This window comes from Lentzea rhizosphaerae (assembly GCF_042649515.1).
GTDB classification, from domain to species: Bacteria; Actinomycetota; Actinomycetes; order Mycobacteriales; family Pseudonocardiaceae; genus Lentzea; species Lentzea aerocolonigenes.
Map to the genome: position 1 here is coordinate 1,416,189 of NZ_JBHRZI010000011.1, position 24,154 is coordinate 1,440,342.

Annotated in this window: 24 protein-coding genes, 2 tRNA genes and 1 pseudogene; 13 read left to right on the forward strand and 14 right to left on the reverse strand. The window is 67.5% G+C overall.

From position 1 onward, the window contains the following. Nucleotides 1–85: 85 nt before the first annotated feature. A pseudogene (locus ACFOWZ_RS14545) lies at nt 86–205 on the forward strand (DLW-39 family protein); the annotation flags it as partial. 34 nt (nt 206–239) lie between these two features. Continuing rightward, nucleotides 240–312: transfer RNA gene (locus ACFOWZ_RS14550), tRNA-Ala, on the forward strand. A 66-nt stretch (nt 313–378) separates the two neighbouring features. On the opposite strand, the gene ACFOWZ_RS14555 is transcribed toward ACFOWZ_RS14550, so the two are convergent. After that, nucleotides 379–771, reverse strand: a complete 393-nt coding sequence (locus ACFOWZ_RS14555) for a DoxX family protein (protein ID WP_382372479.1) — start codon at nt 769–771, stop codon at nt 379–381. Nucleotides 772–865: 94 nt separating this feature from the next. On the opposite strand from ACFOWZ_RS14555, the gene ACFOWZ_RS14560 reads away from it, so the two are divergent. Continuing rightward, nucleotides 866–1,399, forward strand: a complete 534-nt coding sequence (locus tag ACFOWZ_RS14560) for a DUF2020 domain-containing protein (RefSeq protein WP_382372481.1) — start codon at nt 866–868, stop codon at nt 1,397–1,399. A gap of 58 nt (nt 1,400–1,457) precedes the next feature. On the opposite strand, the gene ACFOWZ_RS14565 is transcribed toward ACFOWZ_RS14560, so the two are convergent. Continuing rightward, the gene (locus tag ACFOWZ_RS14565; RefSeq protein ID WP_382372483.1) at nt 1,458–2,024 is read right to left on the reverse strand and encodes a hypothetical protein; all 567 of its coding nucleotides are present in this window, start codon (nt 2,022–2,024) and stop codon (nt 1,458–1,460) included. 95 nt (nt 2,025–2,119) lie between these two features. Between ACFOWZ_RS14565 and ACFOWZ_RS14570 the strand changes: the two genes are divergently transcribed. Next, complete coding sequence (locus ACFOWZ_RS14570; RefSeq protein WP_030465607.1) at nt 2,120–2,668, forward strand: peptidylprolyl isomerase; 549 nt, start codon at nt 2,120–2,122, stop codon at nt 2,666–2,668. Next, nucleotides 2,665–3,555 carry a rhomboid family intramembrane serine protease gene (locus ACFOWZ_RS14575; protein ID WP_382372486.1) on the forward strand — a complete coding sequence of 297 codons (891 nt, stop codon included), beginning with the start codon at nt 2,665–2,667 and terminating at the stop codon, nt 3,553–3,555. The genes ACFOWZ_RS14570 and ACFOWZ_RS14575 overlap by 4 nt, the downstream gene beginning before the upstream one ends. 1 nt (nt 3,556) lies before the next feature. Here ACFOWZ_RS14575 and ACFOWZ_RS14580 read toward each other — a convergent pair whose 3' ends face one another. Together ACFOWZ_RS14580 and crgA are read right to left on the reverse strand one after the other, a co-directional pair. Next, nucleotides 3,557–3,952 (reverse strand): PH domain-containing protein, encoded by a 396-nt coding sequence (locus ACFOWZ_RS14580; RefSeq protein WP_382372488.1) that lies wholly within the window; start codon nt 3,950–3,952, stop codon nt 3,557–3,559. 243 nt (nt 3,953–4,195) lie between these two features. Continuing rightward, nucleotides 4,196–4,462, reverse strand: coding sequence for a cell division protein CrgA (gene crgA, locus ACFOWZ_RS14585; RefSeq protein ID WP_030465604.1), 267 nt, complete (start codon nt 4,460–4,462; stop codon nt 4,196–4,198). A gap of 475 nt (nt 4,463–4,937) precedes the next feature. Between crgA and ACFOWZ_RS14590 the strand changes: the two genes are divergently transcribed. Together ACFOWZ_RS14590 and ACFOWZ_RS14595 are read left to right on the forward strand one after the other, a co-directional pair. Then, entirely contained in the window at nt 4,938–5,840 is a 903-nt protein-coding gene (locus ACFOWZ_RS14590; protein WP_382372491.1) for a class E sortase, read from the forward strand. Next, nucleotides 5,840–5,995: a hypothetical protein gene (locus tag ACFOWZ_RS14595; RefSeq protein WP_169774241.1), complete on the forward strand. Its 156-nt coding sequence runs from the start codon at nt 5,840–5,842 to the stop codon at nt 5,993–5,995. Before ACFOWZ_RS14590 ends, ACFOWZ_RS14595 begins: the two co-directional genes overlap by 1 nt. 422 nt (nt 5,996–6,417) lie before the next feature. On the opposite strand, the gene ACFOWZ_RS14600 is transcribed toward ACFOWZ_RS14595, so the two are convergent. Beyond that, on the reverse strand, nt 6,418–7,758 hold the full coding sequence (locus tag ACFOWZ_RS14600; RefSeq protein WP_382372493.1) for an FAD-dependent oxidoreductase: 1,341 nt from the start codon (nt 7,756–7,758) through the stop codon (nt 6,418–6,420). A 77-nt stretch (nt 7,759–7,835) separates the two neighbouring features. On the opposite strand from ACFOWZ_RS14600, the gene ACFOWZ_RS14605 reads away from it, so the two are divergent. Beyond that, nucleotides 7,836–8,477, forward strand: a complete 642-nt coding sequence (locus ACFOWZ_RS14605) for an aminodeoxychorismate/anthranilate synthase component II (protein WP_382372496.1) — start codon at nt 7,836–7,838, stop codon at nt 8,475–8,477. A gap of 49 nt (nt 8,478–8,526) precedes the next feature. Here the strand turns inward: ACFOWZ_RS14605 and pknB are convergent, their stop codons facing one another. The 7 genes from pknB to ACFOWZ_RS14640 are packed head-to-tail and all read right to left on the reverse strand — an operon-like array spanning nt 8,527 to nt 18,124. Continuing rightward, nucleotides 8,527–10,536 (reverse strand): Stk1 family PASTA domain-containing Ser/Thr kinase, encoded by a 2,010-nt coding sequence (gene pknB / locus ACFOWZ_RS14610; RefSeq protein WP_382372498.1) that lies wholly within the window; start codon nt 10,534–10,536, stop codon nt 8,527–8,529. A 55-nt stretch (nt 10,537–10,591) separates the two neighbouring features. Further along, nucleotides 10,592–12,034 (reverse strand): serine/threonine-protein kinase, encoded by a 1,443-nt coding sequence (locus ACFOWZ_RS14615; RefSeq protein ID WP_382372500.1) that lies wholly within the window; start codon nt 12,032–12,034, stop codon nt 10,592–10,594. Continuing rightward, the gene (locus ACFOWZ_RS14620) at nt 12,034–13,500 is read right to left on the reverse strand and encodes a peptidoglycan D,D-transpeptidase FtsI family protein (protein WP_382372502.1); all 1,467 of its coding nucleotides are present in this window, start codon (nt 13,498–13,500) and stop codon (nt 12,034–12,036) included. The genes ACFOWZ_RS14615 and ACFOWZ_RS14620 overlap by 1 nt, the downstream gene beginning before the upstream one ends. Beyond that, on the reverse strand, nt 13,497–14,972 hold the full coding sequence (locus ACFOWZ_RS14625) for an FtsW/RodA/SpoVE family cell cycle protein (protein WP_382372504.1): 1,476 nt from the start codon (nt 14,970–14,972) through the stop codon (nt 13,497–13,499). Before ACFOWZ_RS14625 ends, ACFOWZ_RS14620 begins: the two co-directional genes overlap by 4 nt. Further along, a complete protein-coding gene (locus ACFOWZ_RS14630; RefSeq protein WP_382372506.1) occupies nt 14,973–16,382 on the reverse strand; it encodes a PP2C family protein-serine/threonine phosphatase in 1,410 nt (469 codons plus the stop codon). Further along, on the reverse strand, nt 16,379–16,840 hold the full coding sequence (locus ACFOWZ_RS14635; RefSeq protein WP_030465595.1) for an FHA domain-containing protein FhaB/FipA: 462 nt from the start codon (nt 16,838–16,840) through the stop codon (nt 16,379–16,381). The genes ACFOWZ_RS14630 and ACFOWZ_RS14635 overlap by 4 nt, the downstream gene beginning before the upstream one ends. A gap of 51 nt (nt 16,841–16,891) precedes the next feature. Then, nucleotides 16,892–18,124: a DUF3662 and FHA domain-containing protein gene (locus tag ACFOWZ_RS14640; RefSeq protein WP_382372509.1), complete on the reverse strand. Its 1,233-nt coding sequence runs from the start codon at nt 18,122–18,124 to the stop codon at nt 16,892–16,894. A gap of 118 nt (nt 18,125–18,242) precedes the next feature. On the opposite strand from ACFOWZ_RS14640, the gene ACFOWZ_RS14645 reads away from it, so the two are divergent. The 4 genes from ACFOWZ_RS14645 (at nt 18,243) to ACFOWZ_RS14660 (ending at nt 20,830) form a co-directional block, all read left to right on the forward strand. Continuing rightward, a tRNA-Leu gene (locus ACFOWZ_RS14645) sits at nt 18,243–18,325 on the forward strand. Between the two features lie 88 nt (nt 18,326–18,413). Beyond that, nucleotides 18,414–19,226, forward strand: coding sequence for an NADP-dependent oxidoreductase (locus tag ACFOWZ_RS14650; protein ID WP_382372511.1), 813 nt, complete (start codon nt 18,414–18,416; stop codon nt 19,224–19,226). 315 nt (nt 19,227–19,541) lie between these two features. Beyond that, on the forward strand, nt 19,542–20,159 hold the full coding sequence (locus ACFOWZ_RS14655) for a hypothetical protein (protein WP_382372513.1): 618 nt from the start codon (nt 19,542–19,544) through the stop codon (nt 20,157–20,159). Between the two features lie 14 nt (nt 20,160–20,173). Next, on the forward strand, nt 20,174–20,830 hold the full coding sequence (locus ACFOWZ_RS14660) for an NAD(P)H-binding protein (protein ID WP_382372514.1): 657 nt from the start codon (nt 20,174–20,176) through the stop codon (nt 20,828–20,830). A 55-nt stretch (nt 20,831–20,885) separates the two neighbouring features. On the opposite strand, the gene ACFOWZ_RS14665 is transcribed toward ACFOWZ_RS14660, so the two are convergent. Next, on the reverse strand, nt 20,886–22,166 hold the full coding sequence (locus ACFOWZ_RS14665) for a D-arabinono-1,4-lactone oxidase (RefSeq protein ID WP_382372516.1): 1,281 nt from the start codon (nt 22,164–22,166) through the stop codon (nt 20,886–20,888). A gap of 87 nt (nt 22,167–22,253) precedes the next feature. On the opposite strand from ACFOWZ_RS14665, the gene ACFOWZ_RS14670 reads away from it, so the two are divergent. After that, nucleotides 22,254–23,435, forward strand: a complete 1,182-nt coding sequence (locus ACFOWZ_RS14670) for an amino acid deaminase/aldolase (protein ID WP_382372518.1) — start codon at nt 22,254–22,256, stop codon at nt 23,433–23,435. On the opposite strand, the gene ACFOWZ_RS14675 is transcribed toward ACFOWZ_RS14670, so the two are convergent. Next, entirely contained in the window at nt 23,432–24,076 is a 645-nt protein-coding gene (locus ACFOWZ_RS14675) for a TetR family transcriptional regulator (RefSeq protein ID WP_382372520.1), read from the reverse strand. The two genes, ACFOWZ_RS14670 and ACFOWZ_RS14675, sit on opposite strands and share 4 nt — an antisense overlap. Nucleotides 24,077–24,154: the final 78 nt, after the last annotated feature.

Sequence of the window (24,154 nt, forward strand, 5' to 3'; positions counted from 1 at the left end):
CCATCACAGTTGATCGGCCCCGGAGCTCCGGTGGTGCTGTAACGTGGTGGGGTCGCTGGGTTTACAGTCTTGGGAGGGATTCGAAGTGGCTAAGAAGATCATCGCACTCGTCGTGGTTGCCGGTGCGGTCCTGTTCTTCGTGAAGCGCAGCCGTTCGGCCAAGGCCGATGCGGACCTGTGGCGCGAGGCCACCGCCCCCACCGACTGATCTCGCGGGCGGCTTGCCGCCCCGGATCTTCGGGGACGTAGCTCAATTGGCAGAGCACCGCCTTTGCAAGGCGGGGGTTAGGGGTTCGATTCCCCTCGTCTCCATCTGCTTTCACTGAAGCCCTGTTCGCCGCCGCAGCGAACAGGGCTTCAGTGTGTTTGCAGCAGACGTCACACGTTGGTCAGCGACTTCTTCGACGACTTGCGGAGTTGGTCGATGCTCCACGCGCCGGCGCCTGTGAAGACCAGCAGCAGGAAGGTCCACGAGTAGACCGCTGCCAGCTCGCCGCCGTTCGCGATCGGCAGCAACGCCTTGGGCTGGTGCACCACGAAGTAGGCGTAGGCCATGGCGCCGGAACTGATCAACGCCGCCCACCGCGTCCAGAGGCCGATCAGGATCAGCGTGCCTCCGACCAACTCGATGAGGCTCGCGGGGCCGCCCGGCCACGAGAGCAGCGGCGTTCCCTTCATGACCTTCTGCACCCCGTGCATCACGAAGAGCAGGCCGACCACGATCCGAAACAGGGCTAAAGCCTGGTCACGTCGTTGCTCCAGAAACTGCATGGTGAGTGGTCCTTCCGGGCAGGGCGAAAGAAGTTGAACGATCATCTACTCTGCCGGACGGATGGCTTTCACGGTCTGGTTGACTGTTGCTCCTATGAAACGCGCACTGTTGCTGCCCTTGCTCGGCGTACTCGCCGCGTGCGGTGCGGAGGTCGTTCAGAGCACGCCGGTTCCCGCGCCTCAAAGCAAGCAGGCAACCGCTACGACCAGCGCCGCTGCGACCGTGCCGGCCGCGCCGCAGCCCGCGAAGGACGGTGCCTGTCCGTACCTGGCGACGACTTACGTGGCCGAGGCCAACGGTCAGCGTGTGCCGAAGGTGAAACTGTCAACGGACGAACCGCACCCGGCGTGCTTCTTCTACGCCAACGCGACTGAAATTCAGTTGAGCGTTCGTGTCTACGTCGGTGACGAGCGAGTCGCAAAGCTGATCGTGAACGAGGCGGCACCGGACGGGTCGCAGCCCGCGAGCTCACCTGCCGGATGGACCGGAGGGTACGTCAGCAACGACACCGGTGTCGTGTACGCCGTCTCAAAGGGCACTGCCGCCGTGGTCGTGACGAGCAACCAGAAGCAGTCGATCAAGGCTCGCCGCATCGCGGACGAGGCGATCAAGGGCCTCAAGCTCTGAAGACGCGCGAACGGGTGGTCTTCCAGACGGAAGACCACCCGTTCTGCTGTTTCTCGACCTACTTGACGGGTTCCTTCTGGGTCGGCACCTGCCCGTTGAGAACCGGCTCCGGCAGCGGGGCCTGCTCCTCGTCCTGCAGGTGGACCTCTTCCGGCCTGCGCGTCAACGCGACGTAGCCGGCCACCGCGGCCGCGATCAGGAGACCGACGACCCACGGCCACTTGCGGCTCTTCGGTGCGTCGGCGCCGAGCTTGCCCGCAGCCTTGCGGATCTCCTTGGCACGCGCCTTCGCGTCCTTGCGCGCGTGCTTGGCGGCCTTGCGAACTTCCTTGCGTACTTCTTCGGCCTTGCTCATGAGCTCAGCGCGCGTCTTCGCGCTCTTCTTGGCGAGGCGCTTGCGGGAGCGGCGGGTCTGCTTCTCCCAGTCCTCGGCCTTGCCCATGAGCGTGTCTGCCCGCTCGACGAGCGCGCCGCGAACCTGGTCAGCCGTGATGCCACGCTCCGCGAGCTTCACCTCAGCGGCGTGACCAGCGCGAACGACACCCTGACGCGCGGCCTTCAGACCGGTGCCGACAGCCTTGCCAACGGACTCGCCGGCACGGGTCATGACGTCCACCTCGTCCATTCTGTGCTCCACACGTTGTCGTCCGGTTATGTGCTGCAAGTACCCCATGGTGCCCCTTTCTGAACATCCCCGCCCGTGGATGGCACGATGGGGTGGTGGCTGACAGCAACGAATCCTTCGTCGGGACCAAGGTGACGGCGACCCTGCACACCACGCAGGGCGACATCCGTCTCAACCTGTTCCCCGACCACGCCCCCAAGACGGTGGCGAACTTCGTCGGGCTCGCCGAGGGCACGAAGAACTACACCGAGGCGAACGCGAGTGGCACGAACTCGGGCCCGTTCTACGACGGCACCCTGTTCCACCGCGTCATCGCGGGCTTCATGCTCCAGACCGGTGACCCGACCGGCACCGGCCGCGGTGGCCCCGGCTACCGCTTCCAGGACGAGTTCACCTCTGACCTGCAGTTCAACAAGCCCTACATCCTCGCGATGGCGAACGCAGGGCCGAACACCAACGGCTCGCAGTTCTTCATCACCGTGGCGCCGACGACGTGGCTGAACTTCAAGCACACGATCTTCGGTGAGGTCGCGGACCAGGAGTCGCGCGACGTCGTCGACGCGATCGGCAACACCTCGACCGGTGCGGGCGACCGTCCCGTGAACGACATCAAGATCGAGCGGATCACGATCGAACGCGCGTGAGCGACGCCCTCGTGCCACCGGACGGGCCGATCGGAGCGGAGCCGGAAACCCCGGTCTGCGCACGTCATTCCGATCGGCCCACCCGGCTGCGCTGCACCAGGTGCGACCGTCCGGCCTGCCCGGACTGTCTGCGCGACGCCGCGGTCGGCTTGCAGTGCGTCGACTGCGTGAACGAGGGCAAGCGCACGGTCCGGCGCGCGCGCACGATGGTCGGCGCGGAGCAGTCGGACGGGCGTCTGATCGTCACGCCGGTGATGATCGCGTTGAACGTGATCGCGTACCTGCTGACCGTGGCGCAGTCCGGCAGCCTGTTCACCAACCAGACCTCGGCGATCTTCCAGGCGACCGTGCTGGATCCCGTGCTCGCGGCGAACGGCGAGTGGTGGCGGATCCTCACGTCCGGCTTCATGCACTACGGGCTCTGGCACCTGGTGCTCAACATGGGCGTCCTCTACATCGCCGGGTACCACGTCGAACCGGAGCTGGGCAGGCTGAGGTTCAGCGTCGTGTACTTCCTGGCGCTGCTCGGAGGCAACGCGGCCGCGTTCTACTTCGGCGGCGTGTGCGACCGGCTGGCAGGCGCCTCCGGTGCGGTGTTCGGCATCATGGGCGCGCTGCTCGTGGTGTGGCGCCGCAAGAAGCGCGACATCTCCACGGTCGTCGTGATCGTCGTGATCAACCTCGTGTCGAACCTCTTCACCGACGCCTCACTGCTCGGGCACCTCGGTGGTGTCGTGGTCGGTGGGCTGGTGACGCTCGCGATGGTCAAGGCGCCGCGCGAGAACCGAAACCTCTACCAGATCGCTGCCGTGGTGGCGGCGCTCGTGCTGATCGGTGGCATGTTCGCGTTGCACGCGAACAGCCTCATGAACGTCGTCTGCCTCTAATTCACGGCCGCAGTGCGTGCAGCACGCCGGCGACTTCTTCCGGGTCGGCGCCGAGGTCCAGTTTCGTGAGCACCACGAGACGGTCGTCGGCGTCGAGTTCCAATGTCTGCTGTTCCCTGCCGAGGCGCCGGGTGGTCTGCAGCTTGACCTTCACCTCGTGCCACGGCAGCAGCGTCGTGCTCGCGATCCCGCGCACGGCGAGCCCGTTGACGTCGGCGGTGAGTCGCGGGCGAGCGATCGTCGCGAACGCCGCGAGGTAGCTGACCAGCAACGTTGCCAGTCCGACGAGGAGACGGCCCCCGTTGTCGTCAGCGAGGAACGTCGCGACGGCGAGCAGGAGGGCGAGCGCCCACGCGACGGCGACGAGCGGGGCGGGAGTCGACCAGGTGCGAGTCACACCGTCGAGTGTCCCGCATGAAATGTGGACAACTGAACGGGTCCGCATGAGGGGAAACCGACGCTTGTGCAATTTCGCGCAAAGTTGTCCACAGGACTTGTCCCCAATGGGGATGACTTACAGCCGTGTGCTTCGGTGACGCTCGGATGAACCAGGTGAACTCGGTGGAAACAAAGGTCGGCCCGGACGTGTGACGTCCGGGCCGACCTCTACGAACAGTGAGCTGATGAGCCTCGTGCGTGGCTACCGCCAGCGCATCGTCATGAGCAGACCGATGATCATCAGCGCGAAGCCGATGGCGAAGTTCCACGCGCCCAGCTCGAGCATGAACGGGATCTTCTCGGCCGCGATGTAGTTGACGACCAGCCACGCGAGACCGAGCAGCATGAAGCCGAGCATCACAACGACGTAGACCGGGTGAGACGGCCCCGCTGCCTTGACCTTGACCGGCGTGCGGCGGTCAGTGGGTGCGGTGTAGACCGCCTTCTTCCGGACCTTCGACTTGGGCATGCTGTCCTCGCCTGACGTGGATATCCGTGAGTGACGCTAGTTTACGTGCACTACTCGGGAGACACGTTAACGTAGCGAAGGTGGTCAGCGAACCACCTGGAAGACGCAGTTGTTTTCAGTTCACAGTCCGCGCGGAGGTTCTCAGGTGAACTCGGGACCGCAGCAGCCGCCTCCAAGGCGTCCTGCACCCCGTCGTGACGACCTGCAGCACGTGCGGGCCACACCGTCGCCGCGCCCGTTACCTCCGCCCGACGCGACCCAGTTCACCAGTGCATTCTCCGGCAGTCTGCCCCCTGCAGGTGCCCCGCCGCGCCGTCCACAAGGCCCGCCGCCGCAGGCCCCCGGCACGCCGGCGCGCGGAATGCCGCCCCAGGGCGTGCCTCCTCGCGGAACCCCTCCCAGGGGGATGCCGGGCCAGGGGATGCCGGCTCGGGGAATGCCGCCGCGTCCTCGCCCGGTCGATCCGCCCACCGAGGTGATCCCGCGCGTTGAGGACGACTACGACGACGAGTACTACGACGACGACTATTACGACGAGGACGAGAAGGACGCCCTGCCACCGGAGAGCCTCGGGCGCAAAGCGGTCCGCGGCGTCGGCGAGGCCCTCATCACGATGGGCCTGGTCGTGCTCCTGTTCGTCGTCTACGAGGTCTACGTGACCGACCTGCTCTCGGCCGAGAAGCAGCAGGACGCCACTGCCGCGCTCGACTCCGAGTGGAGCTCGAACACCGTCACGCCGCCCCCGGCAGACCCGAACCGCCAGTCGAAGCTGAACCTCATCGAGGGCAAGGCCTTCGCGAAGATGTACATCCCGGTCTTCGGCAGCGACTGGAAGTTCTCGGTGGTCGAGGGCACGACCGACAAGCACCTGGAAATCGGCCCGGGCCACTACAAGGACACCGCCCAACCGGGCGAGGCGGGCAACTTCGCCATCGCCGGCCACCGCGTCGGCAAGGGCGCGCCGTTCAACGACCTCGACCTGCTCGAGTCCTGCAACGCCGTGGTCGTGCAGACCCAGACCCAGTGGTTCGTCTACCGCGTGCTCCCGATGAGCAGCGAGGTGGCGGGCTGGGCCTCGAACCCGAAGGCGAAGCAACCGGCCTGCGCCGGCGTGGCCCCGCTCTCGACCACCCTCGGCGACGCCTACGCCAAGACCGTGGGCCAGGAGATCGTGCTGCCGACCCAGGGCGAGGTCATCGCCCCGATCCCGTACCAGACCGCCGCCGCGGTGCCCGCCGACAAGCAGGCCCGGCTGCTCACCCTGACGACCTGCCACCCGCGCTTCTCCGACCGGCAGCGCCTGATCGTGCACGCCATCGAGACCAAGAGCTACCCGGTGGCCGACGGCTTCGTGCCGCCAGAGATGACGGAGGGCTGATGTACGGCTGGATCTGGCGGCACCTGCCGGGCCCGCTGTATCTGCGAGTGGTCGAGGCCGTCGTGCTGGTGGTCGGCATCGTCGCCCTGCTGATGTTCGTGGTGTTCCCGTGGGCGGAGCCGAAGCTGCCGTTCAACAACGTCACCACGCAGTGATGCGGCTCGGTTTCGTTCGCAGGTTTGGGGCCGGTTTTCTAGGATCACGGGGCTGAGCTGCGGGCGGGACGCTTCACCGCCACCGAGGAGTTGCTTCGGTTCGTCGAAGGCCATCGGCTTCAGGCCCAGTTCGACGAGCATCTGCCTGATGACCAGGTCGGCGTCGTTCGCCTCCAGACGCGTGGGGGACTCGCCGGCGAGGTCGCACAACGCCGGTGAGCCGAACCCCGCCACCCGGGAGGTCGCAGGCGAGGAACACGGCCTGCGCCGGGTCGAGCGCGTACGTGACCCGGTCCAGGTCGAGGCGCAGCAAGCGGTCGCGGAGCTCGGGGTTCACCGAACCAGTGTCCGTGCCGCCGCGAGCGAAATGGTGAAGCCGCCACCGCGCCCGCGCGATGGCGGCTTCATCGGGGAACGGCCGTTCAGCCGTTCGAGATCGAGGTCATCTCCTCGCGCGACACGACCTTCACGCGCTCCCGGCCGTGCGCCGCGCCCAGGGCGATCTCGTGCGCGTCGAGCCGGCTCCAGCCCTCGTTCGTCACGAACGGCACGCCGCGCTGCGAGAGGAACTCGACCACGGCGGAAGGTGACGGCGAGGCACAGCGGGGGAGCGACGGGACGTCCTCGAGGAGGCTGGTGATGGTTTCCAGCGCGTCGCCCTTGGTGTGGCCGATCAGGCCGATCGGGCCCCGCTTGATCCAGCCCGTCGTGTACACGCCGGGCATCGGCACCTCGTCCAGGTCCAGCACTCGGCCGGCGAGGTGCGGGATCGTGCCGGACACGTGGTCGAACGGGATGTCGGTCAGGTGCGTGGAGAGGTAGCCGACCGCGCGGTACACGGCTTGGACGTCCCAGTCGGTGAAGACGCCGGTGCCGCGGACGTTGCCATCGCCGGTCAGCTCCTGCGTTTCGGTGCGCAGGCCCGTGACGTGGGACGTGCCCAGGACCTCCACCGGTGCCTCCAGGAAGTGGAGGTGCAGGCGGCGGGGGCGGGTGCCCTCGTCGCGGATCGCCCACTCCTGGAGGGTCTTCACGATCATCTCGACCTGCTTGTTCGAGCGGATCGCGGCCATGGAGGCCTCGTCGAACTCGATGCCCTCGGCGTGGACGATCACCTCGACGTTCGGCGAGTGGTCCAGTTCGCGCAGTTCCAGGGGCGTGAACTTCGCCTGAGCCGGGCCGCGACGGCCGAAGACGTGGACGTCGGTCACCGGTGACGAGCTGAGGCCCTCGTAGACGTTCTGCGGGATCTCGGTCACCAGGAGCTCGTCCGCGGTCTTGGCGAGGATTCGCGCGACGTCGAGTGCCACGTTGCCGACGCCCAGGACTGCCACCGACGTAGCGGTCAGCGGCCAGGTGCGCGGGACGTCCGGGTGGCCGTCGTACCAGGACACGAAGTCCGCAGCGCCGTAGCTGCCGGGGAGGTCGATGCCCGGGATGTCCAGCGGGCGGTCGGACGACGCGCCGGTCGAGAAGATGACCGCGTCGTAGAACTGGCGCAGGTCGTCGAGCTTGATGTCGACGCCGTACTCGACGTTGCCGAAGAAGCGGACCGACGGCTTGTCGAGCACCTTCTGCAGTGCCGTGACGATGCCCTTGATGCGCGGGTGGTCGGGTGCGACGCCGTAGCGGACGAGGCCGTAGGGCGCCGGGAGCTTTTCGAAGAGGTCGATCTGCACGTCGACGTCGGACTTGGTCAGGATGTCGGCCGCGTACACACCGGCTGGGCCGGCGCCGACGACGGCGACGCGCAAAGAACTCATGACACCTATTTTAGGGTAGCCTAACCTCAAGGAAGACGAGAGCTAACTCACTCGACTCGACCGACTAGGCTCTGTCCATGCGCGTGCTCGTGGTCGACAACTACGACAGCTTCGTCTACAACCTCGTCCAGTACCTCGCTCAGCTTGGTGCGGAGTGCGTCGTGCGGCGCAACGACGAGGTTGACCTCGACGAGATCGACGATGTCGACGGCGTGCTCGTGAGCCCCGGCCCCGGTACGCCGGAGCGGGCGGGCGCGAGCATCGACGTCATCAAGAAGTGCGCCGACACCGGCAAGCCGGTCTTCGGCGTGTGCCTCGGCCACCAGGCGATCGGTGTGGTGTGGGGCGGAACGGTCGACCGCGCGCCCGAGTTGCTGCACGGCAAGACGAGCATCGTCTTCCACGAGGGCAAGGGTGTGCTCAAGGGCGTGCCGCAGCCGTTCATCGCGACCCGCTACCACTCGCTGACGGTGCTGCCGGAGACGATCCCCGCGGAGTTCGAGGTCACCGGCAAGACCGAGACCGGCATCGTGATGGCCATGCGCCACAAGGAACTTCCGGTCGAGGGTGTGCAGTTCCACCCCGAGTCGGTGCTGACCGACGGCGGCCACCGGATGCTCGCCAACTGGCTCGCGGTCTGCGGCTTCGAGGTGCCGGAGGCCACGGTCGCGCAGCTCGAGACCGGCATGCGCACGCTCGCCGCCGCCGCCCGCCAGTAACGAAAAAGGGCGGCTTCCGCAGTGGAAGCCGCCCCGATTCGAAAACCCGCTACGTCGTCACGACGCCGAACTTGCCGATCGTCAGCGTCACGGTCGACCCCTTGGTGAACGGCTGACCCTTGCCGGGGTTCTGCGCGACCACCTTCTTGTCCTGCGAGACGTTGGTGACCGGCTGTTCCTCGATGTTGAGGTTGCCGTTCCAGCCCAGCGACCTGAGCTTGTTCTCGGCTTCCTTCTGCGACAGGCCCGTCAGGTCCGGCATCTCGAGCTGGTTGCCCTTCGAGACCCTGATCGTCACCTGCGTGTCCTTGGCAGCCTTGCTGTTGCCGGTCGGGTTCTGCGAAACGACCCGGCCCTCCGGCTGCGCGCTGTCGACCTGCTCGACGTTGACCTTGAAGCCGGAACCCTCGAGCGTCTGGCGCGCGTCGTTCACGTCACTGCCCACGACGTTCGGCACGTTCTGCTTCTCCGGTGCCTTGCCGAGCTGGATCGTGATCGTGCCGCCCTTCTTGAGCTTCAGGCCGTTCGCCGGGTTCTGGCTCGCGACCTTGCCGACCTTGGTCTGGTCGTCGACCTCGACGGCGTCGGCGCTCTGCTGCAGCTTGAAGCCGTTCGGATCCTTGTCCAGGATGGCCTGCGCCTCCTGCGGGGTCTTGCCCGTCAGGTCGGGCACGGTGCCCTCGCCGGGAGGCGCACCGATCGAGATGGTGACCGTCGAACCCTTGCTGACCTGGCTGCCCTCGGGCGGGTTCGTGCCGACCACCTTGTTGATCTGGTCGGCCGTGCACTTGGCGGCAGCGCCGTTCGGGCCGGGCTCGCAGGCGACGTCCTCGGTGGCGGCCACCAGGCCGGCCTTCTGGATCTTCTCCTTGGCGTCCAACGGGCTCAGGCCGACGATCGACGGAACGGGGACCTTCTCCGTCGCCTTGTTGCTGGTGTCCATGATGCTCGAGGTGATCCACGCGGCGAGGCCGAGCACGGCCACGCACAGGATCACCACGAGCGTGATCATGATGGCCTTCTTGCGCTTGGCGCGCCGCTCTTCTTCCTCGTCCGCGATCGGGTCGTAGTCGTCGTCCGGCTCCGACTTCAACGCCGCGGGACGGTGCCTGCCGCCACCACCACCGGAGATCACCTGCGTGCGCGGGGTGCGCGACGCCTGCTCGTTCATCACGGCGGTGCGGTCCTCGGCCGTCATCACGGCCGGCGCGGACGGACGCTGACCCGACAGCACGCGCACCAGGTCGGCCCGCATCTCCGCGGCCGACTGGTAGCGGTTCGCCGGACCCTTCGCCATCGCCTTCAGCACGATCGCGTCGAGCTGCGGCGACACCTTCGGGTTCAGCGACGACGGCGCCTTCGGGTCTTCCCGCACGTGCTGGTACGCGACCGCGACGGGGGAGTCGCCGGTGAACGGCGGCTCGCCGGTCAACAGCTCGAACAGCACGCAGCCGGCCGCGTAGACGTCGGACCGGGCGTCGACGGACTCGCCGCGCGCCTGCTCGGGCGACAGGTACTGGGCGGTGCCGATCACCGCGGCGGTCTGGGTGACCGCGGCCTGGCCGTCGTGTATCGCACGGGCGATGCCGAAGTCCATCACCTTCACGGCACCGGACTTCGTGATCATCACGTTGGCGGGCTTCACGTCGCGGTGGACGATGCCGTGCCGGTGGCTGAAGTCGAGGGCGGCCGAGACGTCGGCCATGACCTCCATCGCGCGCTTGCCCGACAGCGGGCCCTGCGTCTTCACGATGTCGCGCAGCGTTCGCCCGTCGACGAACTCCATGACGATGTAGGGCAGCGGGCCGTACTCGGTCTGCGTCTCGCCGGTGTCGTAGACGGCGACGATCGCCGGGTGGTTCAGCGCCGCGGAGTTCTGCGCCTCGCGGCGGAAGCGCTCCTGGAACTGGGCGTCGCGGGCGAGGTCAGCGCGCAGCACCTTGATCGCCACGTCTCTGCCGAGGCGGACGTCCCGCCCCTTGTGGACCTCGGACATGCCGCCGTACCCGAGGGTCTCACCCAGTTCGTAGCGGTTTGAGAGCAGTCGCGGAGTGCTCATCGGTGCTTCGTCCCGCTCCTAGTCGACGGTGTTCCCAGCTCGGTTCTTGTCTTGCTCATGGCGCGCACGTCACCTTCACCTGCGAGCCAGCCGGCACCCCGCCTGTCGGCGAGATGGCGGTGACCCTGCACTTCTTCAGGTCGCCCGGCGCTGTGCCCTGGGGGCTCTGCACCCTGGGATCCAGGCCGTGGCCGATCAGGTCTGTCTTGACCTCGTCGCCGGAACGACCGATGTAGTCGTCCTCGTCGACTTGCATCAGCGCGTTGCCCGGTATCCGATCAGCCGAGTCGGGCTTCCCCTGTCCGTTCGCCGGCGGGTTCACCGAGCTGGACGTGGTCGGTCGGTCACCTTGCCCGTTGCCAGTGTTCGGCTTCACTGCCCACTGCCACACGAGGACCACGCCGAGCACCAGCAGCACGGTCACCAGGAAAGCGACCATAACCCAGACGACGGTCCGGTTTCTCCCCGGTGGTGTCGGCATGGGGGTGAACGTGCCGGTCTGGTGCGCCGGTGGCATCGCCGGGTGGGTGCCGGGACGGCCCTGGTGGTGGGCCATCTGCGGTGGAATCGGCAGTGGCTGCGACACCTGCGGTGGCGGCGGAGGCGGTGCCACCTGCTGCGGCGCGACCTGGGGCATGGCGAACCCGGACGGCGTCGGCAGCGGCTGGCCCACCCGCACCGCGCTGACCGCGGCGGCGAACTCCCCACCGGTCCGGTAGCGCTGCCGCGGGTCCTTGACCAGCGTCGCCTCGATCAACGCACGGGCACCCGGCGGCACGTCCGGCGGCAACGGCGGCGCCATGTCGCGGATGTGCATCATCGCGACGGTCACGGCGTTGTCCGACAGGAACGGCCGGTGTCCGGCCAGGCATTCGTAGCCACACACGGCCAACGAGTAAACGTCGCTCGCCGGTTCGGCCTCTCCACCAAGAGCTTGTTCGGGCGCGATGTAGTGCGCGGTGCCCATCACCATGCCGGACCGTGTCACGGGTGCGGCGTCCACGGCCTTCGCGATGCCGAAGTCGGTGATCTTCACCTTGCCCGACGGCGTGACCATGATGTTGCCCGGCTTGACGTCCCGGTGCACGAGCCCGCGTTCGTGGGCGGCCTGCAACGCGTTGCCCGTCTGCTCCAGCAGGTCGAGCGTCACGTCGGCGGTCAGCCGGCCGCGCGAGATGATCGTCGCGAGCGGTTCGCCCTCGACGAGCTCCATGACGAGGTACGCGGTGTCCTCCGGTCCGTCCGTGACGGACGCGGTCTCGCCGTAGTCGTGCACCGACGCGATGCCGGGGTGGTTGAGCGACGCGGTCATCCGCGCCTCGGTGCGGAAGCGGTGCAGGAACTCGGGATCGCCGGACAGCTCGGCCTTGAGGACCTTCACGGCCACCCGCCGGTCGAGCCGTTCGTCGGCGCCTTCCCAGACCTCGCCCATGCCACCGACCGCGATCCGCCTGGTCAGGCGGTAGCGGTCGGCGAGGAGCTGGCCCGTGGTCAGCATCAGCGACCCGCCAGGTACGCGTTCATCACAGCGCGCCCGATCGGGGCGGCGACCTTGCCACCGGTGGCACCCAGACCGCGGTCGCCGCCGTCCTCCACGATCACCGCGATCGCGATCTCCGGCTTCTGCGCCGGCGCGAACGCGATGTACCAGGCGTGCGGCTTGGTCTTCAACGGGTCGTTGCCGTGCTCGGCGGTACCGGTCTTCGACGCCACCTGGACGCCGATGCCCTGGCCACCGGTGTTGATCTCCGACTGGATCATCATGTCGCGCAGAGCGGTCGCGTTGTCCTTGCTCATCGCGGTCTCGACCTCGTCGGGCTCGGTGTCCTCGATCCCCTTCAGGTCCGGGCCGAGGATCTTCGACACGAGGTACGGCTGCATGCGCTTGCCGCCGTTGGCGATCGTCGCGGCCACCACGGCGTTCTCCAGCGGCGTGATCTGCACGTCGCGCTGGCCGATGCCGGTCTGGTAGAGCGCCGCCTCGTCCGGGATCGCGCCGAGCGTCGAGGTCTCGACGGGCAGCGGCACCTTGAGACCGGGGTCGTTGAAGCCGAACTTCTCCGCCTGCCTGCGCAGCTTGTTCGCGCCGAGCTGGCCCGCCATCTCGCCGAACGCCGTGTTGCACGACTTGGCGAGCGCGGTCTCCATCGACACCGTCTGACCGGGGCCGCACGGGGTGCCGTTGAAGTTCGGCAGGTCCGTCTGCGTGTTCGGCAGCTTGATGGTGCCGGCGGCGGTGTACTGCGTGTCCTTGTTCTTGCCGTCGGCGAGCGCGCCCGCGGCGACGATGACCTTGAGGGTCGAACCGGCCGGGTAGAGGGCCTGCGTCGCGCGGTTGACCAGCGGGTCGTTCGAGCCCTCTGCGTTGAGCTGCTTCCACGCGGCCGCCTGCTCGTCCGCGTCGTGGCTCGCGAGCAGGTTCGGGTCGTAGGACGGCGTGCTCACCATCGCGAGGATCTCGCCGGTGTCCGGCTTGATCGCGACCACCGAGCCGGTGAAGCCCTTGGAGGTCAGCTGGTCGTACGCGACCTGCTGGACCTTCGGCTGCAGGGTGAGCTGCACGTTGCCACCGACCGGGTCACGACCGGTGATCAGCGCGGAGATCCGGCGCGCGAACAGCCGGTCGTCCGAGCCGTTCAGCAGGTCGTTCTCGGCGCGCTCCATGCCGGAGGTGCCGTAGGTGACCGACAGGTACCCGGTGACCGGCGCGTACGCGGGGCCGTTGCTGTAGGTGCGCAGGAACTTGAGACGGTCCGTCGTCTCCTTGACGTCCGCGATCGTCGTGCCGTCGGCAGCGATGATCAAACCGCGCTTGCGGGCGTACTCGTCGAGCAGCACCCGGCGGTTGTACGGGTTCTTGCGCCACTCGTCGGCGTTGATGACCTGCACCCACGTGGCGTTGCCCAGGAGCAGCAGGATCATGACCATCATGGCCATGCCGACGCGGCGGAGCGGTGTGTTCATTTGGGACGCTCCACCATCACAGTGTGCTGGTCGGCGATAGCCGGTTGTTGCGGTTTCGGCTTGGGAGCCCGCTGTGGAGCCCGTGCCGAGGCAGAAATTCGCAGTAGCAACGCGACCAGGATGTAGTTCGCGAGAAGCGACGAACCGCCGTAGGACAGGAACGGCGCGGTGATACCCGTCATCGGGATCAGCTTGGTGACACCACCGACGATGATGAACACCTGGAAGCAGAGCGCGAACGCGAGACCGCCGCCGAGCAGCTTGCCGAAGCTGTCGCGCACCGAGATGGCTCCGCGCAGACCGCGCAGAGCGAGAACCATGTAGACGAGCAGCACTGCGGCGAGGCCGACGAACCCGAGTTCCTCACCGATCACGGCGGTGATGAAGTCCGAGTTGGCCTCGGGGATCATCTCCGGGCGGCCGGCACCGAGGCCGGCGCCACCGATGCCCCCGGTCGCAAGGCCGAACAGCGACTGCGAGATCTGGTAGCCGCCGCCGATGGGCAGGTCGTACCGCGCGATCGGATCCTGCCAGTTCGCCACGCGCTGTTGGACGTGGCTGAAGAGTTTCCAAGCGATGACCGCGCCGACGGAGAACAGGCCGACGCCGAGCACGACCCATGCCGCCCGTTCGGTGGCGATGTAGAGCAGCACGAGCACGATGCCGAAGAACAGCAGCGATGAGCCGAGGTCCTTCTGCAGCACCATGACCGCGACCGTGACGCCCCACGCCGCGAACAGCGGTCCAAGGTCACGCGCACGCGGCAGATCCATGCCGAGGAACCGGCGGCCTGCCGTGGTGAAGAGGTCCCGCTTCGACACCAGGAACGCCGCGAAGAAGACCATCAGCAGGACCTTGGCGAACTCACCGGGCTGGATGGACAGCGGCCCGATGCGCAGCCAGATCTTCGCGCCGTTGATCTCGGGCGCGATGAAGCCCGGCAGCACACCGGGCAGCATCAGCGCGACGAGACCGATGAGGCCGAACGTGTAGCCGAACCGTGCGAGCGTGCGGTGGTCCGACAGGAACTTCAACGTCGCCGCGAACAGCAACAACCCGATCGCGGTCCATATGACCTGCTTGAACGCGACCGGTTCCCAGGTCGAGCCGTCCAGGTACTTGACGCCCTCCAGGGCGAGGTCGATCCGGTGGATGGTCACCAGACCCAGCCCGTTGAGCAACGCGACGCACGGCAGGATCACCGGGTCCGCGTACGGCGCCCACCTGCGGACCGCGAGGTGAGCACAGGCGAAGAGGCCCAGGTAGGCGAGTCCGAGGTAGACGATCCTCATGCTCAGCGACCGCTCCTGGTTGAGTTCGACCAGGATCAGCGCCAGCGTCACGAGACCGGCTGCGAACGACAGCATCACCAGCTCGGTGCCGCGCCGCGTGGGCGGTCGCAGTCCCGGCGACGTGTTCGTCGCCACCGACGCGCCTGGCGAGCCTTCCCCGGTGGGGACGGGCGAGCTCAACTACGGACCCTCCCGGCATTCCACGCCGACCTTCTGCGCGGTCGAGGAGGGCGGCGTCTCGGTGGGCCCGGTCGTCCCGGTGTCGGGTGAACCGTTCGCAGGCGGCGGGCTCGTCGTCGTGGGGGTGGTCGTCGTCGTGGTCGTGGTGGTCGACGTCGACGACGTGTCCTTGCACAACGGCAGGATGTACTCGGTGCGCAGCAACCTGACCGCGGCGCGCGCGCCGTCCAGGCCGTTGTCACTGCGGATGCCCGCGGTGATGGTCTTGCGGCCGGCTTCCTGCAGGTCCTTCAACGTGATCGGGCTGCAGCCCGTCGACCCGGGCGGGCACGAGTCCTCGACCTTGGACGACAGCTTGAAGCCGAGCACGGTGCCGTTGAGGCCGCGGAAGATCGCGACCTGGCCGTCCTCGGTGGCGCCGACGTAGTACTGCGTGTTCAGCCACAGCTTGCCGCCGACCGCCACGACGGCGGTCAACAGGAGCAGCACGAAGATGATCGCGAACGCCTTGAGCGCGTTCCTCTTCTTGCGCTTCGGGTCCTGCGGCGGCGGAGGTGCCTCCACCCGCTGCGGCATCGGCGGGCGTTGCTGCGTGAGCGCGCTCGCCCGCGAGGCCGCGGAGTCCGGCGGGGTGTTGTGCTCCTCGCTGCCATCACCGGCCGCGCCGCCGAGGATCGGGTAGTCGTCGCCGAAGTCGACGTCCTCGACGTCCGCCACGATCACCGTGACGTTGTCGGGTCCGCCGCCCTTCAGCGCGAGCTCGATCATCCGGTCCGCGCACGACTGCGGGTCCGGGATGCGGATCGCCTCGTCGAGCGTCTCCAGGCTCACGACCCCGGACAGACCGTCCGAGCAGAGCAGGAACCGGTCGCCGACGCGTGCTTCGCGCACGGTGAGGCTGGGCTCGAAGTCGTGGCCGGTGAGCGCACGCAGCAGCAACGAGCGTTGCGGGTGCGTGGCGGCCTCGTCCGGCGTGATCCGGCCCTCGTCGATCAACGACTGGACGAACGTGTCGTCGTGCGTGATCTGCGCGAACATGCCCTCCCTCAGGAGGTACGCGCGCGAGTCGCCGATGTGCACGAGCCCGAGGCGGTTGCCCGCGAACAGGATGGCCGTGAGCGTGGTGCCCATGCCCTCCAGATCCGGGTCGCTCGTCACGAGCTCGGAGATGGCGCCGTTGCCGGCCGCGACCGCGTCGCGGAGCTTGCCGAGGAGGTCGTCGCCAGGCTCGTCGTCGTCGACGTGGGCCAGCGAGGCGATGACCACCTTGCTCGCGACTTCACCGGCGGCGTGGCCACCCATGCCGTCGGCGACTGCGAGCAGGCGAGGGCCCGCGTACACGGAGTCCTGGTTGTTGGAGCGAACCAGGCCCCTGTCGCTGCGGGCCGCGTATCGAAGAACCAAGGTCATGAGCGCAGCTCGATCACCGTTTTGCCAATGCGGATCGGGGTGCCGAGCGGTACACGCAGGGGTGCGGTGACCTTGGCTCGGTCTAGATAGGTGCCGTTCGTGGAGCCGAGGTCCTCCACGTACCAGTCGGTACCGCGCATGGACAGCCTCGCGTGCCTGGTCGACGCGAAGTCGTCGTCCAGGACGAGAGTGGAGTCGTCAGCGCGGCCGATCAGGATCGGCCTGCCGTCGAGCGAGATGCGGGTGCCGGTCAGCGCCCCGTGGGTGACCACGAGTTGCCGAGGCGCCTTGCTTCCCCTCGCCGACTTCTCGGACCTCCGGAAACCGGGCAGACCTGACGCCCGGAGCCCTGAGGCTGCGTAGAGATCAGAGCGGACCACACGTAGGGCGGCCAGCACAAAGAGCCAGAGGAGCACGAGAAAGCCCGCTCTGGTCAGCTGCATCACCAGCTCTGGCACCGGTTGTAACCGCTCCTGCCTTGAGTTGCTTACCGACGCCCGTATCGACCTCTAGCCCGCGGTGCGGAAGACCAGTGACGAGTGGCCGATGCGGACGACGTCGCCCTCCGCGAGCTGCCAAGTCTGCACTGGCGTGCCGTTCACCGTGGTCCCGTTGGTCGAACCGAGATCAGCGAGCATCGCATTCTGCCCGTCCCACGAAATTTCCAGGTGGCGCCTGGAGACTCCCGTGTCCGGGAGGCGGAAGTCGGCTTCCTGCCCACGTCCTACGACGTTTCCACCCTGCTTGAGGTTGTACGTGCGGTTGGAACCGTCGTCGAGGTGCAGGGTGGCGTTGAGCTGGCGGTTGGCGCCCTGGGTCGCCGGCGGGGCGTATCCGCCCTGGTTGTAGCCCTGGTCGTAGCCGCCCTGCTGGCCGTAGCCCTGCTGCTGGCCGTAACCCTGGTCATACCCGCCCTGCTGGCCGTAACCCTGGTCGTAGCCGCCGCCCTGCTGCTGCCCGTACCCCTGGTCGTAGCCCTGCTGGCCGTAGCCCTGCTGCTGGCCGTAGCCCTGGTCGTAGCCGCCGCCCTGCTGGCCGCCGCCGTAACCCTGGTCGTAGCCCTGCTGCTGGCCATAGCCCTGGTCATAGCCCTGCTGGCCGCCGCCGTAGCCGCCGCCCTGCTGGCCGTAGCCCTGGTCGTAGCCCTGCTGCTGGCCGTAGCCCTGGTCGTAACCCTGTTGCTGGCCATAACCCTGCTGCTGGCCGTAGCCCTGCTGCTGGTCGTAGCCCTGCTGGCCGTAGCCGCCCTGACCATAAGGGTCCTGGCCGGGCTGGCCCTGTCCTTGTCCGTAGCCGGGTGGCTGGCTCATGGATCGGTCTCCTGCGGTGCGAGGTGGTGCTGACCGTCGGCTGGCCGCTTTCACGTCGGGGTCGACGGACGAGCTGGTTCGGAACTGTCCGGTGTGCAGCGCCTCGGAGCGCTCCAGGGAGACTACGACGTCACCATAGGTATCCCATCCGGACTCGGCCAGGTGCTCTCGCAGGCCCTCTGCGAGAAGCTGGGTGATGCGTAGTTCATCCTGCTCGTCGCCCGCAAGACGCTCGTGGTCCTGGGCTCCGAGCAACACCTTGTAGTGGTTGGGGGCTAGCAGTCTGCCACCCGCGAGCTCGCGGATGTTGCTGTCACCCTCACGTTGCAGCGCCTGTGCCACCTCTTGGGGCACCACGTTGCCGCCGAACACGCGCGCGAAGGTGTTGCCGACCAGACCCTCCAGCTTGCGCTCGAAGCGTTGCAGGCCCATGTCAACTCCTTCCGCCCGGACTCCGCTCCTGTACCGATCGTATCCGGGTACGACGACGCCTACAGGGGTCGATTAGGAACCTGGTTTGGACGCGTGCTAGTGTTCCCAACGTCTCCAGGGGCAAGTGGCGGAATGGCAGACGCGCACGGTTCAGGTCCGTGTGTCCGAAAGGACGTGGGGGTTCAACTCCCCCCTTGCCCATCGAAAGACAGAAGGAACCCCTCTCGCGGAATCGCGAGGGGGGTTCTTTCGTTGATCGGCAGTATCGGATTCCTTGATCCAACAGGTGATGTCTGTCACTCGTTCGGGGGTCGGCATGTGGGCGATAGCGGCAGCGGACTTCGGTGCTCCGCTCGAACTCGTGGAACTTCCGGAGCCCTCGGCGGGACCCGATGAGCTCGAGGTGAGGTTGTTCGCCGCGAGCGTGAACCCGTTCGACCGCAAAGTCGTCGACGGGATGCTTCGCGGTTCCACTCCGCACGTGTTCCCTTTGGTTCCTGGAACTGATGGGGCAGGTGAGGTCGTCGGTTCCGGAGAGAGGATTTTCGGCACGTTCTTCCACCACCCCGTCGGGGTCGGAACATACGCCGAGTACGTCACAGTTCCGGCCGGGAACACGTTGGCTCCGTTGCCGGACGACCTCGATCCCGCCGTCGCGGCCGCATTGCCGACCGCCGGCATGACGGCGTTGCAGTTGGTCGAGTCGCTGGGTGACGCGGAATCCGTGCTGATCGTCGGGCCGAACGGCGGTGTCGGGTCGTTCGCCGTGCAGATCGCCCGCGCGGCGGGCAAGCGGGTCATCCCGATCGGCCGTGGCGACTCCCTCGTCGAGGCCGACGCGCTGATCGACCTCGTGAGCGCCGACCGTTCGTCGTTCGAGGCGAACGCGCGGTACGCGCCGTTGGCCTTCAACACCAACTACGTCTCCAGCGATCCGGCGCAGAACTTCGGCATGAAGGGGTCGCGGGAAACGTTGGTGCGGCTCGCGTCGATGGTGCAGGCAGGAGACCTCGAAGTCCCGATCTCCCGCCGCGTGCCCCTGCGCGAGGCTGTTGATGTTTTCGCAGGTCGTGGGCCCGGCAAGACCGTGATCATCATGTAGGTGGTCGTTCTGACGCGGTGAACGGTCGGCGGACGGTGACCGGTACCGCTGACCGGCATTTCGCGCCCACGCCTGGAGCACCCACTCTGAGCAGGTCTTTTGGTGCGTCCATCCGGATTAACGTCACCCAGACGGCAGCACCGTAGGACCGAACTCCTCGTGCCGTTCTTCGACCGGTCACCGACCGGTCGGCGCCGTCGATCGCAGGGGGTGGTTTGACCTGGGGGCGGGCCGCACGCTTCCTGCTAATCCTTATCCAGAGCACGAGTCGAAACGCGGCGGATCGCCCGCCGCGGGTGACGAGGAGGCACTGGCGTGAGCAGCACCCCAGCAAGGATCGCGGCCCTCGACAGCTCGAACGGTTTGTCGACGACCGCGGTCCCGGTTCCGGAACTGCCCGCGTCCGTCGAGGAGTTGGCAGCCGCCGCGGCGATCCGCCTCGGCTGGCACGGAGTGGTCCTCCCCGAGATGGTCCTGATGGGCCGCAAGGTCGTCGTCGTGGCCGAGCTCCTGGCCGACGCCCACGCCGAGCGCGTGTGCGTGGGTGCGGGCCCCGAGGCCGACAAGACCACCGTCTCCACGTGGGTGTGGCCCGAGATGGAAGGCCGCGTCCCGCCGGCCGCCGTCCGCATCGTCGGCGTCCTGGCCGTCGCCCGCCACTGGCGCACCGCGCTCGCGTCCGCCGTCCCCTTCGCCCGCTACGGCAACGCCGCGGTCGTCCTCCCCGAGTCGGTCGCCTTCTCGCACGACTACCTGTCGAACTGCCTGCCGCGCGTCCGCCGCTACGGCGTCTCGGTGCTGCTGGCCGACGACGAGAAGGACCTCTCGGTCGACGTGTCGGGCCGCCAGGAGAACGTGCCGGCCGAGGACACCGCCATCACCCGCTGGGTCAACGAGCTCGTCTACGAGCAGGTGCTCGCCACCGCTTCCTGATCTACGGTCGGGCTATGCGAGTAGTCATAGCCGGAGGGCACGGGCAGATCGCGCTGCTTCTGGAGCAGCAGCTGGCCGCCCGTGGAGATACCGCGACCGCGCTGGTGCGCAACCCCGATCACTTCGCCGACGTGCAGTCAGCCGGAGCCGTTCCGGTGCTGTGCGACCTCGAGTCCGCTGATCTGGACTCGGTCGCCGCCTATTTGAACGGTGCTGACGCTGCGGTCTTTGCTGCTGGCGCGGGGGCTGGGTCTGGGGCCGCTCGCAAGGACACCGTGGACTACGGGGCTGCTGCTTTGTTCGCCTCTGCTGCTGTTGAGGCTGGGGTGCGGCGGTTCGTCCAGGTCTCGACGGTGGGCATCGAGTCGGCCGACTCGCCCTCGGTGGATCGTGAGTTCGCGGTCTACCTCAAGGCGAAGAAGCTGGCGGAAGAGGATCTTCGGGGCCGGGATCTCGATTGGACGATCCTGCGGCCCGGGCCGTTGGTGAACGACGCACCCACGGGTCTGGTCACGTTGGCCGCGCCTCGGCTGCCCCGTGCGTCGGTCACGCGCGCCGACGTCGCCGCCGTGCTGGCGGAGCTGCTCACCGCACCGCAGACGATCGGCAAGACGCTGGAGCTGACGAACGGCGAGACGCCGATCGCGGACGCCGTGCGCGTCGTGCTCTGAGAGTACGCGGGGAGCTTTCGTACTCTCCTGGAGTACGCGGGGGCCCCGCGTGCGGTCAGCCCAGCACGCGGTCCAGGTACGCGTTGCTGAAGGTTCTGTCTGGGTCCACCTCGTTGCGTACCTGCAGGAAGTCGTCGAAGTGCGGGTACAGCGGGCGGAGCTGCTCTGCGGTCAGGTCGTGCATCTTGCCCCAGTGTGGGCGGCCGCCTACGGAGGCGGCGATGCTCGCGTACGCGTCGAAGAAGGCCTTGTACTGCATGCCCAGGGCCTGGTGCATCGAGATGTAGGCCGTGTCGCGGCCGTTTGCTGTGGACAGCCAGATGTCGTCTGCTTGGGCCACTCGCACTTCGCAGGGGACGATCAGGGCGTCTCGGTCGCCCAGGCGGTTGGCGACTGCTCGGAGTTCGGCGATCACGTCCATCAGCGTTTCGCGGGGGATGGAGAATTCTGTTTCCACGAAACGGACTCGGCGTGGGGTCACGAAGACGTTGTGCGAGTAGTCCGAGTAGGAACGCTCGGAGATCAGGGAGCCGCAGAGTTCGTTCAGGCGCCGGGTGTAGCGGGGGAAGGTCTTGGCCACCTTGCACACCGCGCCGAACGCGGCGTTTTCCATCACCTCGTACTCCCACGCTTGGCGGAGTTTTGAGAGGGGGCGGGCCGGTTCGGGGATCCTGTTGTTGCGCTTGAGGATCACGCGGTCCGAGTGGGTGAACCAGTGGAACTCGACGTGGTCTTCGACGGCGCACAGGTCGTCGAACTGTTCCAGGACGGCGTCCAGCCTGCCTGGGGTTTCGGAGGCCTGGAGCACGAACGAAGGGACGCACTGGAGGGTGATCGTGCTGATCACGCCCAGGGCTCCCAGGCCCACGCGGGCTGCGTTGAAGAGGTCTGGGCGTTCGGAGCGGGAGCACGTCACCACCGAGCCGTCGGCCAGCACCAGTTCCAGCTCGGCGATGGTCGTGGCGAGGACGCCCAGCTTGGCGCCTGTGCCGTGGGTTGAGGTGGAGACTGCGCCGGCGACGGTTTGGGCGTCGATGTCGCCCAGGTTCGGCATCGCGAGGCCCAGGCGGTGCAGGTCGGCGTTCAACGCGTGCAGCGGGGTGCCCGAGCGGACAGTCACCAGGCCGGATTCCGTGTCCGCGCGCACGATTCCCGTCCAACGGTCGAGGTCCAGCGCTACTTCGGGCGCTACCGCGATGTCGTTGAACGAGTGACCGCTGCCCCGCGCGCGGACACGGCCGCTGGACGTGACCGCCGCTGCGATCTCATCCGTGCTCGACGGGTGAACGACGCGCGTAGGGGTGCACGAAGCCGTTCTAGCCCAGTTCGTCCACACGCCGAACCTCCACGAGAGAGTGTGACCTGCGAGTAACGTAAGTGAAAGCTCTTCACGTTTCAAGGGTTCACGACGTACCGTCAGAGCATGCGCAGAACTCGACTCGATGCCGCGACGAAGGATCTGGATCCTCCGTTCGCGATCGTCGACCTGGACGCCTTCGACCACAACGCGGCGGACCTCGCCCGTCGCGCTGCCGGTCATCCGATCCGGGTGGCGAGCAAGTCGATTCGGGTGCGCGATCTGGTGAGCCGGGCTCTGGAACGGCCCGGCTACTCCGGTGTCATGTGCTACTCGCTGGCCGAGGCGTTGTGGCTGTCCGAGCAGAACGTCAGCGAGGACCTGCTGGTCGCCTACCCGACGGCCGACCGGGCGTCGCTGCAGAAGCTTGCCGCGAATGAAACCGCACGTCAGCGCGTTACGATCATGGTTGACTCGATGGCGCACCTCGACTTCGTGGACGCCGCGATCGGGCCGCACTCGGACATTCGGGTCTGCCTGGAGCTCGACGTCTCGTGGCGGCCGTTCCCCGGCCTGCACATCGGGCCGCGCCGTTCGCCGATCCACACGCCGCAGCAGGCGAAGGCCCTCGCCGCGCGGATCACGCAGCGGCGCGGGTTCAAGCTGGTCGGCGTCATGGCGTACGAGGGTCAGATCGCCGGGCTGGGGGACAACCCGCCCGGTCAGCCGTTGCGTGCGCTCGGGATCCGGTTCATCCAGTCGAAGTCCGGGCCGGAGCTGATTCAGCGCAGAACCGCCGTCATCAGCGCGATCCGGCAGGTCGCTGACCTGGAGTTCGTGAACGGTGGTGGCACCGGCAGCCTGGAGCTGACCGGGTCGGACCCGTCCGTCACCGAGCTCGCGGCCGGGTCGGGGCTCTTCGGGCCGACGCTCTTCGACGCCTACCAGGCGTTCAAGCCGGAACCCGCGGCGTTGTTCGCGCTGTCCGTCGTGCGCAAGCCGAACAAGCGCACCGCGACGCTCTTCGCCGGCGGGTACATCGCGTCCGGCACGCCTACGCCCGACCGCCAACCGTCGCCGTACCTGCCGGCCGGGCTGAAGACGCTCGGCCTCGAAGGCGCCGGCGAGGTGCAGACGCCGGTCACCGGGAAGGCGGCGGAGTACCTGAAGATCGGTGACCGCGTCTGGATGCGTCACGCCAAGGCCGGCGAGCTGTTCGAGCGATTCGACGAGGTGCACCTGGTGCACGGTGACCGCATCGAGCGGACCGTGCCCACGTACCGCGGCGAGCGCCGGAACTTCGGTTAGGCCGGGAGCCGGGACTTCAGGTAACCCCTGACCAGGGCCCTCGCCTCGCCCAAGATCGCCTGGTCGCCCATCGCGGTCTTGCGGAACGCCATCTTCATGACGGCGTCGGCGGCCTCGACGGCGATCGCGATCGGCAGCTGGACCTCGGTCATCGGGATGCCGAAGCGGCCGGAGATCAGCTCGGAGATCTTGTCGGAGATGACGGCGTTGTTGTCGCGCCGCTCGTCGAGCAGCCGCATGTCCACGACGTCACCGAAGTGGAGCCTCCCGAACGCGGGGATCTCGCGGTGCATCGTCACGTAGACGTCGAACACCGTGTCCACGGCGTCCCACCAGTGCTCGAGTGTCGCCTGCTCGAGCCGCTCGGTGATGCCCTGGGAGAACCTGTCGACGTTGCGCAGCGTCAGCGCCTGCACGACGGCTCTCTTGTCCGGGAAGAACTGGTACAGCGAACCGACCGCCACGCCCGCTCTCTCCGCGATCAACGTCGTGGTCACGCCGTCGTAGCCGACCTCGTCGATCAGCGTCGCGCAGGCCTCGAGCATTCGTTCGACTCTCTTGGCGCTGCGCTGCTGAACGGGCTGGCGGCGAAGCGGGGTGGTGCTCGTCACGGCGACTCCCAGTAGTTCGGGTGCTTCCATCTTGCCTGTTGTACGGCTCTTTCACTTCCCTGAACCTGTCAACACGCCTACGATCCGAACAAGTTTCACATTTGGAGG